13 protein-coding genes are annotated in these 14,423 nt (G+C 56.6%); all 13 read right to left on the bottom strand.

Annotated features, from left to right (window positions below; translation table 11 throughout):
* Window positions 1-53: 53 nt before the first annotated feature.
* Entirely contained in the window at window positions 54-2,714 is a 2,661-nt protein-coding gene (locus tag A4E19_11075; GenBank protein ID OQW30089.1) for a hypothetical protein, read from the bottom strand.
* Window positions 2,715-2,865: 151 nt separating this feature from the next.
* On the bottom strand, window positions 2,866-3,801 hold the full coding sequence (locus tag A4E19_11070) for a hypothetical protein (GenBank protein ID OQW30088.1): 936 nt from the start codon (window positions 3,799-3,801) through the stop codon (window positions 2,866-2,868).
* A 4-nt stretch (window positions 3,802-3,805) separates the two neighbouring features.
* Complete coding sequence (locus A4E19_11065) at window positions 3,806-4,147, bottom strand: hypothetical protein (GenBank protein OQW30087.1); 342 nt, start codon at window positions 4,145-4,147, stop codon at window positions 3,806-3,808.
* A gap of 104 nt (window positions 4,148-4,251) precedes the next feature.
* Entirely contained in the window at window positions 4,252-4,953 is a 702-nt protein-coding gene (locus A4E19_11060; protein ID OQW30086.1) for a hypothetical protein, read from the bottom strand.
* A 6-nt stretch (window positions 4,954-4,959) separates the two neighbouring features.
* Window positions 4,960-5,541: a hypothetical protein gene (locus A4E19_11055; GenBank protein ID OQW30085.1), complete on the bottom strand. Its 582-nt coding sequence runs from the start codon at window positions 5,539-5,541 to the stop codon at window positions 4,960-4,962.
* 116 nt (window positions 5,542-5,657) lie between these two features.
* Window positions 5,658-6,572, bottom strand: a complete 915-nt coding sequence (locus A4E19_11050; GenBank protein ID OQW30084.1) for a hypothetical protein — start codon at window positions 6,570-6,572, stop codon at window positions 5,658-5,660.
* A gap of 261 nt (window positions 6,573-6,833) precedes the next feature.
* Complete coding sequence (locus tag A4E19_11045; protein OQW30083.1) at window positions 6,834-7,175, bottom strand: hypothetical protein; 342 nt, start codon at window positions 7,173-7,175, stop codon at window positions 6,834-6,836.
* 211 nt (window positions 7,176-7,386) lie between these two features.
* Window positions 7,387-8,829 (bottom strand): hypothetical protein, encoded by a 1,443-nt coding sequence (locus tag A4E19_11040; GenBank protein OQW30082.1) that lies wholly within the window; start codon window positions 8,827-8,829, stop codon window positions 7,387-7,389.
* A gap of 355 nt (window positions 8,830-9,184) precedes the next feature.
* Window positions 9,185-11,032 carry a copper oxidase gene (locus A4E19_11035; protein ID OQW30081.1) on the bottom strand — a complete coding sequence of 616 codons (1,848 nt, stop codon included), beginning with the start codon at window positions 11,030-11,032 and terminating at the stop codon, window positions 9,185-9,187.
* Between the two features lie 196 nt (window positions 11,033-11,228).
* On the bottom strand, window positions 11,229-11,951 hold the full coding sequence (locus A4E19_11030) for a hypothetical protein (protein ID OQW30080.1): 723 nt from the start codon (window positions 11,949-11,951) through the stop codon (window positions 11,229-11,231).
* On the bottom strand, window positions 11,903-12,538 hold the full coding sequence (locus A4E19_11025; protein ID OQW30079.1) for a hypothetical protein: 636 nt from the start codon (window positions 12,536-12,538) through the stop codon (window positions 11,903-11,905). The genes A4E19_11030 and A4E19_11025 overlap by 49 nt, the downstream gene beginning before the upstream one ends.
* Window positions 12,522-13,316, bottom strand: coding sequence for a hypothetical protein (locus A4E19_11020; protein OQW30078.1), 795 nt, complete (start codon window positions 13,314-13,316; stop codon window positions 12,522-12,524). Before A4E19_11020 ends, A4E19_11025 begins: the two co-directional genes overlap by 17 nt.
* A 17-nt stretch (window positions 13,317-13,333) precedes the next feature.
* Window positions 13,334-14,392, bottom strand: coding sequence for a hypothetical protein (locus A4E19_11015; protein OQW30077.1), 1,059 nt, complete (start codon window positions 14,390-14,392; stop codon window positions 13,334-13,336).
* Between the last annotated feature and the right edge of the window lie 31 nt (window positions 14,393-14,423).

Genomic DNA, 14,423 nt, shown 5'->3' with positions numbered 1-14,423 from the left:
ACAGAATCGCGCGGTGGCCACTCTGTTGCTGCTCAACGAAGTGTCGGTGGTGATCATTCCGATGAGCTACCATCCGTTTGCAACCCGGCAAGTTTCAGGACCCTGTCCCGCTCTTCAGATTCCGTCTTGACCGCCCCATTCAATCGCGCATCGAGCAGTTGCTCAAGAATCTGCTTGAACTTCGGTCCCGGCTTGAGCCCCATTGCTTTCAGATCAGCACCGGTTAGAATCGGCTTCACATGCTGATAGGTCGTGAGGAAGGCCGAGACTTGCCGCTTCACTGTTTCTCCTTTGCTCTTTGCCATGAGAAGCAGAAGCGTTTCATCGGATAGACCTGATAAGAGATGGTATACATCGGCCGGCTTGACCGGTCGCTTCGATGCGAGTCGACGAATCACGTTATGGCAGCCGACACGGGCCATTTTGAGCCTGGCTGCTTCCTGTTCGGAAAGGGGAAACCGCTTCAGCACATCCTTCACCGCACGCTCCGGCAAGACTTCGAGGAGTCCCATCATGTAGACCAGCCAGACGTCCATCTTACGGTCAAGGTACAGCAACCGATACCAGTTCACGGCTTCTTCGAGCGCAGCCAACAACCGATCCAGCCGGTCGGACCAACTCAGCCTCGGATGGATGAACTTTAAAAGATGTAGATCCGCCAATCGTTTGATCGCCTGTTTCGGTTCCCGCTCGCCCAATAGCAGTTTCAGTTCTTCCAGCAGACGGTGGCCGGATAAGCGTTGAAACAGGTTCATCTTAACGGCACCGGCGATCAACGCCGCCGTGTCCTTGCCCAGATGAAACCCGAACCGGGATTCAAATCGGATCGCCCGAAACACGCGGGTCGGATCTTCAACGAAACTGAGCCCGTGCAAAACGCGGATCATCTTGTCATTCAGGTCACGTTGTCCGCCGTAGAAGTCCAACACATTGCCAAAGCCCTTCCCGTTCAGCCGAACGGCCAAGGCATTGATCGTAAAGTCACGCCGATACAAGTCCTTCTTGATGGAACCCTGTTCGACCGTCGGTAAGGCGGTGGGATATTCGTAATACTCCGTCCGCGCGGTGGCCACATCGAGCTTGAAACCGTCCGGCAATACCAGGATTGCCGTACCGAATCGTTCATGCACCTTGACTTTTGCGTGCAGCATGTCTCCGAGCTTGCGCGCGAAGGCGATGCCGTCGCCTTCGACCACGAGATCCAAATCCAGATTTTGGATGCCCAGCAACAGGTCCCGCACGCAGCCGCCGACGACGAACAGCGAGACTTCGCAGCGGTCGGCCAACTGCCCCGCATCTTCCAGCAAGGTCACCAGACGATGCGGCAAGCGGCTCCGCAACAGCCCCTTGATGTTGCGGCGCGGCCCTTCGACCTGAGTATCGGCGTCGTTCGTACGCATCGTTCGCATCCGAGCGACCTTCAGCATATCGTCGTGCAAAGTACGCAGGAGATCCGTCCTCGTAATGACGCCCACGATTTTCGAGTCTGTGATGATCGGGACAAACCGCTGGTTGCGCTCCATCATGGCCGTTTCGATCTCATGAAACGGCGTGTCCGGCTGCGCGACATAGGCATCGGTCTGCATGATGTCACGCACGGCCATCTTGCCGAGCCGATGAAACAAGGCTTTCTGAATCGACTCCCGGCTGACGATCCCCATGTACCGGCCTTTTTCATCCAAGATTGGAAAGACATTCAGCCCATAGGCGGTCATCCGCTGTCCTGCTTCGGCCACGCTGGTATCGGTCTCGATTGATTTGACGGGACGGGTCATGACGTCCTGGGCCAACAGAGTCGGACGATATCGTGTGGTCAGCAACCGGACGACTTTCTCTTTGACTTCCGAGAGCGTCTGCCCTTTCACTGTGGCGGCTGCCGCCACGGCGTGCCCCCCTCCCCCGAATTCCCGCGCGATCCAGCCGACGTCGATCTCGGGACGTCGGCTCCGGCCGATCACCTGCACCCGATCCTCCATCAGCACGGCTACAATGACGGCATCGACGCCCTGCAATTCAGCGAGCCTATGCACGACGCCGGCTGCTTCTCCGCGGCAGCGGTCCACCGTGCTCGTGGCCACGAGCACCTTGCGGCCCTCCAGGTAATGCACGTCGCCATGTTCCAAAAAGTCGTTCAGGAGCGCGACGGCATCAGGATCCAGAGGATGGTGCAGGATCTCCGCCACAAGATTGAGATCCGCGCCGGCTGCAACGAGAAAGGCGCCTGCCTCAAAATCCCGACTGGTCGTTGAGGCAAAGACGAACGACCCGGTTTCCTCATAGAGGCCCAGGGCCATCACGGTCGCCTCGAACGGCGTGACGGGAATATGCCGTCGCCGGAGTTGCTCGACGAGAAGCGTGGTCGTGGCTCCGACCGATTCAATCACAGACTGTTTCGAACGGTCGGCGAGGGATGAGTCCGGTTCAGGGTGGTGATCGAACACCACGACTTCAACCGCCGGATTCTCAGTGCACGTCTTGAGCGTTCCGATCCGGCCTGGCTCTTGGGTATCGACCAGGATCAACCTGGTGATCCGCGTGAGATCGAATTCTTTCAGTTTGCTGATGTCGAGATCATGCACGGCGAGAAAATTACGGACGGCCTCCTGGCCCCCGGCCGGCAAGACCAACTTAGCATCGGGAAACAGTTTGCGCGCGGCAACCATGGAGGCCAGGCCGTCAAAATCCGCATTACTGTGCGTGGCAATGACCTCCATAGGGGCATTCTAGCAGGGTCTTCTCATGGGTGAAATGAAAGCTCGCTCGCAGCTCGCAGTTTTTCAGCCTTGGAGCCATCCCGATTATGGCGGAGTTGACGCTTCTGTCGGTGTGCTCGCCAATAGAGAAGCAGGAACAGGGCTGTGCCGCTTAATCTCTTCCATGCCCGGACCGGTCAGGCCGTTCCGGACGTTCGGAGCGATCCACTTTCTCAGGCCGGTCTCCTTTTTCAGGACGATCGATTCGGTCTGATCGATTACGCCCACCAGACCGGTCTTGCCGTTCAGATCGATCTCGTGACGCATCCTCTCGATCTTCCCGTCCTCTCCGCTCTCCACCCGCATCTCGTTCGCTGCGGTCTCCACCACCTGATCCGCTGCGATCCTCGTCCTTGAAAAGCCGGTCGCTCCGTTCCCCTTTACTGACCTTGTCACGAAGCGTTTGAAGGCTGGCACGACCTTCTTCGAAATCCGATCCCCGCCGTTTCACTTCTCGACCGAGATCCAGAAGCTCGGAGGATCGATATCCCTGCTTGATCCCTTCGCCGACCAAAGCTGTTCCGTCTTTGGACGGAATTCTGCCCTCTTTCATCACGGCCAAGCCTTTTGCACCGGCTGCGATCTCTTCCTGAGTCACTTTGTGGCGGCCTTCTTGCGACAATCGACTGAGCTCGCGCACCTCATCGACCGTGGCACCACGCGAAAACGCTTCCGCCAAGGTCTCCAACGCACGCTGCCGATTCCCCTCCGCTATACCTCGGCCTTTCGCCTCCTCCAAGGCGTCATGGGCGGATTCAAGTCGCGACGTCATCTGACGCAACACCGGATCGATACGCTTAGGTTCGACGCCCTTCGCCAGTCCTTCTTTCACCTTGTTTAGCAACGATTCGGTGGGAAGCCCCCGGTCGCCGGCCTTGCTGACTTGATCGAGCAAGGGGGTGATCTCGTTTGCCGGATGGCCTCGCATCGAGCCAAGCCGAGTGATGGTTTCCCGGTCCTGAACCGAAAGCGGTTCGGCCCGGACCGAGGCAGTGGTCAACGCCACCATTACGATCACTGCCATCATTATGTCGCCTCGCGTCTTCATCGTCTCACCGCACAATCACGACTCCGTTGGTGTGCCCGAATCCATCGATGATAAAATCCTCGGCCTGCGGAGGCGTCATCCATCGAGTTCCATCGATCACATACATGAACGTGTATTCCCCTTGTGTCAGCGGTACATCCACCGACCAGAGGGAGGAACCGTCCATGCACTTCATGGGCGTCGTTCCCTTGGTCCAGTCATTGAAGGATCCGACGAGAAACACCTGTTTGGCGCCGGGCACAAACACCGTGAATCGCACAGCTCCAGCCAGTGGCGTGGGCACGCTTGGTTTCGTCGTCGGAGGTGTGACACACGCCAAGGGACCACACAGCAGCAGGACCGCCATGAGACTCCTCCAAGATCGCTGAATGAACAACCCATTCAGTTTCATTCCCATGTGCGGGAGAGTACTGAAGGATTCGAACCGTTGCAAGGGACCTGCCGTGAAAGTTAAGTGTCCACATCGAGCACTGCATTCTGCGCGCCAAATCCATCGGTGGTTTCCTCAGACGCCAGCGGATCGGCCATCCATTGTTTGCCGTCGATCACGAACATGTATTGATAACGACCGGGCTTCAGTGGGATGGTGGCGGTCCACATTCCGCCGTCGGACTTCTGCAATGGCGTTTGCGCGGGATTCCATCCATTGAAGTCTCCTGCGACAGACACCGAATGGGCCCCCGGTTGCAGCAGAACCAATCGGACGAATACCCTCGGCTCCTGCCTCGTATCGGTTGCGATCGTCCGGGCCGGCGTTATCGCGACCGGCGCTTCAACGACTCGATCAGGTGCCACCGTGTACAGTCCCACGACCGCCACAATTGCGACGCAAGCCGCTGCGACTGCACCGGCGAGGTTCCACTCTAAGGTCCGTCGCACGGTTATGGCTGCCCACAAGCGTTCCCACCACCTTGGAGGAGATGGTGCAACTTTTGCCTTCAACTCAGCAAAGAACCTGGCCGATGGAGCGATTCTCGGCAACTGCGCCGATTCCGCCGCCACCAGCTCAAGATTAAGCCATCGTCGACGCAACGCTGGATCGGCATCGACCGCTTGCAGAAAGACCACCCGTTCATCGGGGGTCAAATCACGATCTACAAATCGTTGAATCCACCGCTCTTGTTCAGTCATATGATCACCGTACTGATTCATGCGCTGTTATCGAGAAGGGTTGAGAGACGCCAATTCACGGCTGAGTTGTAGGCGTCCCTTATAGACACGCATTTTTAACGTGTCCCCGTTCACTCCCAGGATTTCCTCCATCTCCTCGTAACTCAATCCTTCGACATGTTTCAGCACGAATGCCTCACGATAGAGAGGGGGTAACCGTTGAATCGCCTGTTCCAACTCCTGAGCAACCTGCTGCTGCGACAGGAGGTGTTCAGGCGTCTGTTCTTGAAACACATGATGATCCAGCGTCTCCTCGATGTCGACATCATGTTGTCCCAGCCCCGGCCGTCTGGCCCGCAACCAGTCTTTGCACTTGTTGGCCGCGATTCGATACAACCACGTTGAAAACTTTGAGTCCGCACGGAACGTCGAAAGCGCCTTAAAGGCCGTGAGAAATGCCTCTTGCGCCAGATCTTCCGCTTCCGCCTGGTTTCCCACCATCCGATAGGCAAGATTGATGATCGTGGACGCATGCCGGTCGATGAGTCGTCCGAATGCCTCATGGTCTTGCTTGAGGCTGCGGGCGACCAGTTGGGCGTCCTCAAGTCCTGCATGTTGATCCGGTGGCATGCTCTGTCCCCCGTTAGCCTAGTCCGATGCCACAGGACCGCCTGCGTTTGCCTACTTGCTTCATTAGACGTATCGTTTAGAGGTGCGTAAACCGCCTCGGGACAGGGTGAAGACCACTAAAACCGGTAGCTGGAGCCGAGCGAAACGACATAGTCCGGTGCACCATTCGACACACCGACCGCCACACCTCCGTTGAATCTCCATGCGGCAGAAGCCTTGTAATTCATCGAAAAGAAGAAATCACGAATATTCACGAGGCCGGGTACCAGAGCGCGATATTCTTCGAAATAGGCGCTTGCCAAGAGGGTCTTCGTGAAGTAGTACCCGGCCCCCACGTCATACCAATACTGATTCTGTAACTCTACGCCATCAAGATTCCCGATGAAGTTGTACCCACCGTCCAGAAATGCCAGCCATTTTTCCCCAATGAGCTTGGACATTTCGATCCCATACCCATGGTCAAAGGCACCGGTTCCTAACCCCTTTCCTTCACTCGCGGTTGGAATCTTGAGCCGTCCGGTAATGGCAATAAGCGGCACATAGTTACGTTCTTCAACCAGATAGTAGCGCCCTCTGAGGATGACATCGCCAAGGCCAGAATTGGTCACCTTCCGTGCTGCTTGTCCGGCAACTCCTTGGCCAGCGCTGAGCAGGGCAAGACATTCCGGTTTGTCGGTATCGATTTCTGTACCACTGTTTTTGAGACATCTTCCAGGCAACGTCTGAATGGGCTGCCCTCCGACCAACGTCGCCGTGCCATCACTGGTGACGGACACGAACGGAATGACCACCGCCACATCGCCGTCTCGAAAGTACCGCCGCAGCGAAAAGGGCACGTACACAAACTCGCTCGTGGTATTGGTGCCAAAGTTTCCACTGCTGTAGCTGGGAGTCAATCCTATCTGCCAATTCCGCTCGGATAAGGGCTGCGGTCTTTTGTCTGCAGGGTCCGCTGCCAATACATATTCTCCCCACCATCCAACGACTACGGCCAACCCCACTGTCATCACGATCACACTCACCCTCTGCATCCCATTCACCACCCCTTCTGCACGAAATCAACCTCAGTCTGATCTGATCAAGACGATCTGGAGAACCACTCGATGTCAAAACAGAACGGCGCCGAGACCACCCCGGCGCCGTTTACACTGTTGCATCGCACTATGAGAGAATTTAGTTCCTGCCGGACCGCTCCGGTCTCTCCGGTCGTTCCGGTCTATCTGGACGTTCCAGGCGTTCGGGTCGCTCGATCCGTTCCATCCGTTCCGGTCGGTGCGGCCTGTCCATCTGCATCATCCGGGCATGATCTCTCCCATCATGACCATGTTCGCCGGCCACATGGTCCGCCCGATCCAATCCACGGAGCTCGCCGCCTGCGTTCGACCTCTGATTGTCCCGACGATTCTCTTGCCTGTCCATCCGCCGATCCTCTCTACGGTCTTCTCGCCTGTCTTGCCTCCGATCTTCCCGACGATCCATCCGGCGATCTTCCCGCCGGTCCTCTCTTCTGTCCACCCGTCGGTCTTGGCGGCGATCTTCCTGACGTACATCATCGGCTTGAGCCACAACCGTATGGTCCCAACCCTGTCTCGTTCCAGGACCTCTGTTATCCCGACCACTGTGCAGGGACCCATGATCACTATTCAGTGAGCCAGGCCCTCGGTTGTCAGCGTGCACTTTCGGTTCTTCAGGGGAGCGTGTCGCCTGGACGACAGTCGGTGAGGCCATGATCGAGAGTCCCGCGAGAGTCCCGACAATGATTTCTTTCCAGCTGAGACGGTTCATCATTACTCTCCTTTTTGCATCAGTTACCACAGTCTAGCTTGCGACCTGATAGGGGCCTAATTAATCTTCCAATTCTGCCTCCTCCCATACGACCGTCGCTCCGCTCAACACGCCCTTGACCTTCACCAGTGAGTTGACGCGCACTTCAGCCAAGAAGCCTGCACGACTCATGGATGTGCCGCTCACGCTCTCAAAATGATTGATGGTACTTATATCGACTGACACGCCCAAGATCACGATGACATTCCCATTGATCGATTGTACCGGCCCCTGAAGATCCACATCTCGATCGGTTGAACGCAGTTGGATGCGCGTCGCAACCACGGTATCAGGACCGGTCACTCGTCCCCGCACACGCACATGGTCATTGACCGCCAAATCACTGAGGTTGTCGGAGGTTCCACTACCACTGGCCTTGAATTCGGTCTGGCGATTCACAGTAACCGTAATACCGGACAGTCCCCTGATGGTCATGGAATTCGTTCCGATCGCTGCGATATCGCCTTCCAACCGCACACTCTCGTGAAACTTGACATGCTTGGCAATGAGAACCCCGTTCTCCCATCGGCCTTCCGCCGACAGCTTCCCACCCACGACGATCTCGTCGCCTGTGCCCCCGCGGAATTCCGTGTTCCCGGTCGTCTGCACCTGCGTATTGCCGATGAAGAAGCTACCGGCCCCACGCACCTGGGTCACGTAGCCCTCGACTTCGAATTCGTCGACCTGATTCCCCAGGCCCCGGTTCTCCGGCTCGACTTTGATCGCGGTCAGCGTCGTCGCGGGAGCGTTAAAGACGGCCCCCTTCGCTTCCACCAACAGATCGTTCCAACCGGTGCTGGACGGATTCGGCATGTCGTTGATCAGGGCCGTCGCATAGTTCACCGTGAGCGCGCCGATCTGAAACGTCTTGGCTGCATCGTTATGATTGGTGACGAACCCGTGCACCTCCGGTGTGACATTGATCAGCTTCTTTTCGATGAACGTCGCTTGTATGACGCCGTTCGGGCGGATGTGGCCGTTGATTTCAACGTGGTCCGTCCCAGCCACAAGATTCAGAACATTCCGCGCAGGAATGTCGTCGTCGATCAGCGTGCTGTTGTCGACCAATACCGTTTGCCCCATCACGATCAGACTGAGACCATCCGCGGCTACCGACTGCACAAGTCCCTCGACCGCGTCTTTCTGGAGAACGGTGTCGGCCGACCGCTGAGTGCCGTTGAACGAGCCGTTGACCGTCACCGTCATCCCGACCTTGAGATCGTTTTGGCTGCCGGCTTGGCCGTCGACGGAGAACGACGCGCTGCTCGTCTCGAACTTCTTGCCGTTGACGATGACGCTCCCAAATCCGGTGATCGTGCCGGACGCCGATGCGGAACCGCTTCCTGATCCGCTTCCCGATCCACTGGCCGATACAGAGGGCGCTCCGTCGCTGCCACAAGCGGCGAGGAATCCTGCGAATCCAATCACGCTCACGAAACTGTAGACGCGTCGCGATGTACTCATGGCGTATTCCTCGTTGAATGGTGATTATTACGATTGCTGGTTTGGTTGCTCCGTCGAGTAAGACTCTCGATGGTCGTGGCTCCTCGGCCAGGACATCCGCCGACCAGGTGACCCGCGCCGGGCACCATTGCCAGGCGCCGAGTGTGATAATGCGCGTGAACAGCAGAGCCGCCGATAGGACAGCCGTGCTCACTTTTGAACTGAATGCGTGCATAAACCTCTCCTTCCAACCTAGTCTGCTTGGTTAGACGGAGAGGACAACAAATAGTAAACGGGGTGTCCAGGAAGCTTTTGCCTGCGAAAGTAGGAGACACAGTCCAGCCTGAGTGACACTCAGGCTGGACCGATCAAGCGATTACGGGATCGGATTGAGATGAGACGGAGCCAGCTGCTTCTTCCAGTTGTCTGGAAGATTCTGAACCCATCCGTTGTAGACGACTGGAATGGTAAGAATCCCCTGGCCGCCCATCCCTCGATGGCCGGTGATCGTATCATCCGTTGCCGTGGCGGCAGTCGCCGTCAGGAGAATGCGGCCAGCGATCGTCGCATCGGACGGATTGCCATCGTTGTCAGGATCCGGGTCGACGATGATGAGGCTATTAGAAAACTTGCTCGACACATAGGCATAGTAGCCACCATTGACCGGATCATTTTTTGCGCCGTACTGCACCCCATGGCAGCCTGGATCGCACGGCAACATGGCAACGACCGTATCCGTGACTGGATCGACAATGGTGATCGTCCCGGTGAGCGTATTCGCCGTAACCATGGATTTTCCATTTGGGCTGACCGGAGTCTGAATCGGCAATGCACCGACCGGACCGCTGATGGCACCGGTGATGGCATTGTAGTTGGCCAGCAAATCGATCGTTCTAATCGGCAATTGTGCCGCAGTATCGATGACGGTAATGGTGCTATCAAGCAGACTGGCCACATAGGCTTTCTTCGAATCCGGCGTCATCCCAGTCGCAATCGGCAGATTGCCGGTCTGACGAATGGCATCGATGCGGTTATTTGCAAAGTTGTACTGAGTGCTGTTCGCCGTAAAGGCATTTGGCGTCAGCATCAACTTCCCATCATGCCCCATCCAGTGTGCATGGGGAGTGCCAGCTCCAATGTTGATGCGGCGTTCGACATTGCGAGCCAATGGGGCCAGCTCTACGACGGAGTCGCTATTCGTCGAACCGTTCAGGGCTACATGCAGTTGATCCGTATCCACGCGCGTCATGACGTGAGAGGGCGACTCACCCACGGAGATATTGTTGATAAAATGCCCTGTTGTGCGGTTGAAAACTGTCAGTTTGCTGTCGAACCACTGCGTCTGGTAGATCAAATTCTGATTCCGGTCCGTCCACATATTGTGGGGATTGTTCATGTTGATTTGAGGCAGCGCCACCTTGCGTGTCGCCTGCCAGGTTTGTCCGCTGATGGCCGTCGCCGTGCCCGGTTTACTTTTTCCCCTGGTCTTCTCGAACTGTGTATCGACCCAGATCTCCCCGACCGCATTCTTGCTAGGCTTGAATAACCCCGCCTTCGGCCCATCATTTTGGATACCCGGTACCATGGTGCTCAGGTACGTATCGAGATTGACCACCACCCCACCGGCAGCCCTGACGTCCACGCTTGGATAGGTGATGTGCCACGGGCCGGGGGTCGTGTAGTCCAGCCAGTTCGAGGGATTTGTCGCAATAAAGAATGTCCGCAACAGTCTGGCCGCTAGATTACTGGTCGTCGGTACGCCTACCCCTGATGGGAAGGTAACCAATGAGATTTGCTCGCCAAGGTCCAATCCCGGCGTGGCCGGATCATCCACGATCACCGCGCCAAACATATACGGGTGAATCTTGCAGGTGAACACGTAGAGCCCGGGAGTATGGAGCATCACTTCGTCTGACCCCTTCCGTGGCGGGGTATCGAACGGCATGTTGATCGCGCCTGTCGGAAAAATCAGGCTTGTGCGGGTGTGCACGGTATTGGACTTCCCCGTAAATCGCACCTCCGTTCCTGGTGTGGCGACAGCCAATGACCGAAAGCCCGCGACCGGTCCCGCAGCATTGTGGAACCAAGCCCCCGGCTCATCCGTCAACTCAAATTCGATGCGTGGGTCGCCTGCCTGGATAGTGCTGGTCATTGAACTCACGGCGGCAAATGCGAGCATCCCAGCGAACCACACAGAAACACTAAAGCGGACAGGTCTTCTCATGCCTACCTCCTGGGGAAGATATAAAATGTGAGAGCACTATGCGCCGAACCTTGCAGCGTCGGAGGTCATGGCCTCCGACTTGACTAAGACCGGCCAGGGTGCAAGTTGGCCACTGCGGTTAGACGAATCAGCGGGCGTAATGTAAACGAACCCAGGAAAATTTCAAGAAGTAATTAGGGTCGACTAGTAGGTTCACTTACCGCACATCTTGAAAAAAACCCCGGGGAAGCACCGGCAGGCGGTATTCGACGTGAAGAATGATGAGCAATACGCGGAGGAAACTCCGCCAAATGCCCATCTTGATGAACTTACGCGCATCGGTGACGACTGGAGGAAAAAGTAAAAGCGGCGTGGTTACCTTGAGCAGCCGTTCACAAAACACCACATCTTCCAGGATCGGCTGATGAGGAAAGCCTCCCAAGTGGTCAAACAGAGCACGGCGAACGAACAACGCTTGATCGCCATAAATAATCCGGCTGCGGGTGCAGCGAAAATTATCCAAGAACGAGATGAAACGAAGCCTCCAGTCCTCACCGGAGAACTGATGCATGAAGCCGCCGGCCTGAATCGCGTGATCGCTCTCCATGTCATTGAGCCGCCGGATGGCACCGATCGGCAACCGCGTATCGGCATGGAGGAAGAGCAGCCACTCGCCGATCGCCTGCTTGGCGCCGGCATTCATCTGTGAGGCACGACCTTTCGGTGCTGTGAGCAGTCGAATACTGGGCGATGCACGAGCTATGTCGCATGTGTGATCGGTGCTGCCGCCGTCGACCAGGATCACCTCGAATTCGCCCGGCTGTGTGAGCAGTGCGTGCAAGGTGGACGGCAATGCCTTTTCCTCATTGTAGGCTGGAATAACGACCGTAATCATGCCGAACACCAGTCCGGCAAGAATGTCCGCACATCGTGCGCCCATGCCGTGGCGTCTTCATCGATGCTGTCAAACAGGTCACAGAGGGTGAGGACCATGGAATCGGTCAACGCAAGATACTGCTGCGCCCGTCGCCCGAGATCCTGCGCATTCGTTTCACCGCGCTCAATGGCCTGTTCGAGCTGGCGTCGGCCAAACCCATGGTGCGCTTCTTCCTGATGAAGCAAAATCCGACGGAGTCGTCCGAACGGTGCCGCCCGCTTCACCAACCCTTGTTCGATCCGCGTCAGAATGGCTTCGCCCAAGCCTTCGAGAACCACTTGCTCGGCAAGGAACGTCTCCGTGAGATCGCGGCGGGCCAGCGCATTGTCCAGAATCTTGCGATAGCCTTCCAAGGCGGGAAGAACCGGCGTATCACGAAGGTGTTTCGGTGCAAGCCAGGCAATGGCTCCCCGAAAGACGCGCGCATGCATCGCTTCTTGTTTGGCTTGGTTCAGTAGAAACCGCCGTGTCCCGGAATCGTCGGACAATGCGGCTTGAGCCTGTGCGCACTCATGGGCCATCCGTTCGCCGTGCTCTAAAAACGTCAGGAGCCTGGCGATGGGCTCTCTCTCATCATGACTGACCAGCATGGGTCGTCTCCCTCGGCGGAATGCCGTTCAAGCTCCAGTCGTAGTCGAGATACTCGATACGATAGTCCGAGTGCATCAAATCCTGGACCAGTTCAGGGTCGCTCACGTAGCGAGCGATGTAGGCCGGTACCGATCCGGCGGCTTTCGCAAAATCGTCTTCAAACCATTTGAAGATCATCGAGAGCGATGCAATTTTTTTCGTACGGTCGAAGCGATTGCGCGTGGCATCGTTGATGAACTCTCTGGCGACCCGATCAAGTTGGCGATCAAGCTGATCCGGTTCGTATGTCCAGGGCTGGAGCTTCGGACAAGAGGTAGACGCACACACAATAGCAAAATGGATCAACGGTTCCTGAAACTGCTTGATCAACACCCGGCGCTCAAGATCATAGAGATTGATGGTGGCGCCTCCGACCCGATAGTCCCGCCCGATGAAATAACGGTAGCGCCCCACATAGGTCACAGGCGAATACCGATCGAGGATGCCCTTGACGGCAAAGGCATTATAGGCATTGATCCAGAAGGCCAACTGCTCGGTGCGGGTAGGCAGGGCATTCGGATCCACTCGATCAAGCATGGCAAGATAGGCCGGAAACCGATCGTCTGCCTGAATACCCGGATAGTCGACGACGCCATCCTTCACATGCGACGCAACGACTTGACCGAGCAATCGGTGCGAGAATTCACCGGGCCCCAGAGGATTTGTCGGCGTAAACGACGTGGGAACGGTTGAGCAGCCTGTGAGAACGAGGACGAACATCGGGATGATCCACCGCATTACAACCCTCTCGTGACCTACCATGTCACCGGTGTTTGCCAGGCTGCGATGGGGTGTCGCAGGAGCGACCCGATGACGCGCCCATCCAGTCTGTTACAGGACGACCGATCGGAACAATGCTGAATCGCTTGTCGATCGAACCGTCCAAGTATTTCACTGAGCGATGAATGGAGAAGATTCCCGGCTTCTGGAAGTGACAAACAGGGTGAGACATTGCCGGAGGCATCGATCGCGATACTGTACCGCCCGGCATCGCAAGGCTTCAGGGATTCTCCACGGAGCCATGCCACATTGTCCTTCGCATATCGCCGCAGATAGCCTGGAGGAAGAGCATCGCTCTCGAGCAATCGTTCGAAGACCAGCCGAGCCTGTTGACGGTCGTACATCAACGCAGGATTCTGCTTTCCATAGAGCCCAACATCCCAATGATACGCGCCCACGACCGGTAGAAACCCGTGCCGCCTAGCGAAGCTCACAACTTCTTCCACCGTATCTCGATTCATCTCGCTGACGATACAGGTCAGGAACTTCGGGTGACGATAGCGCCGGAGGAGATCAAGGCCGGCAAGAACCGCGGGAAGTTGATCGGTACCCCGGATACGTTCGTACGTGTGGCGATCCAGGGTATCGAGGCTGATCGAGAGGGACACCGAGAGATCGTCGAATTGCTGCACAAGGCGTGAGGTCAGCTTCGTTCCGTTCGTAATCAACGTGAGGCGAAATCCTATCTCAACTAAGTCTTGAAGAATCGCAGGCAAATCACGTCGCAACAGCGGTTCTCCTCCCTGCACAAACACAAAACGCAGACCTTCTCTATACAGGCCGGCAAAGACGTTCCGGATCTCTTGCCGTGACATCTCATACCGGCCTACGTTCAGGGGAAGGTTGCAGTACCCACAGGAAGAATTACAACGGAGGTTGGCTTGAAATACTGCTAAAAGCGGTCGCTTCTGAATCAGATTCGTCAACCCTCCACAGAGAGCTCGGAAAAGACTCGGCCGTTGATGTTTTTCTAACGGGACCCCGTCGAGCTGCTTGGTCTCACCGTACTGTGATCGTTCAATCTGTATCAACATAAGCCGGCCAGGCGGTTGTCGTGCAGTTTTG

Origin of the sequence: Nitrospira sp. SG-bin1, from assembly GCA_002083365.1 — a bacterium.
GTDB lineage: Bacteria > Nitrospirota > Nitrospiria > Nitrospirales > Nitrospiraceae > Nitrospira_D.
Note: the sequence above shows the minus strand (reverse complement) of the source record. Positions and strands in the feature narration are given on the sequence as shown.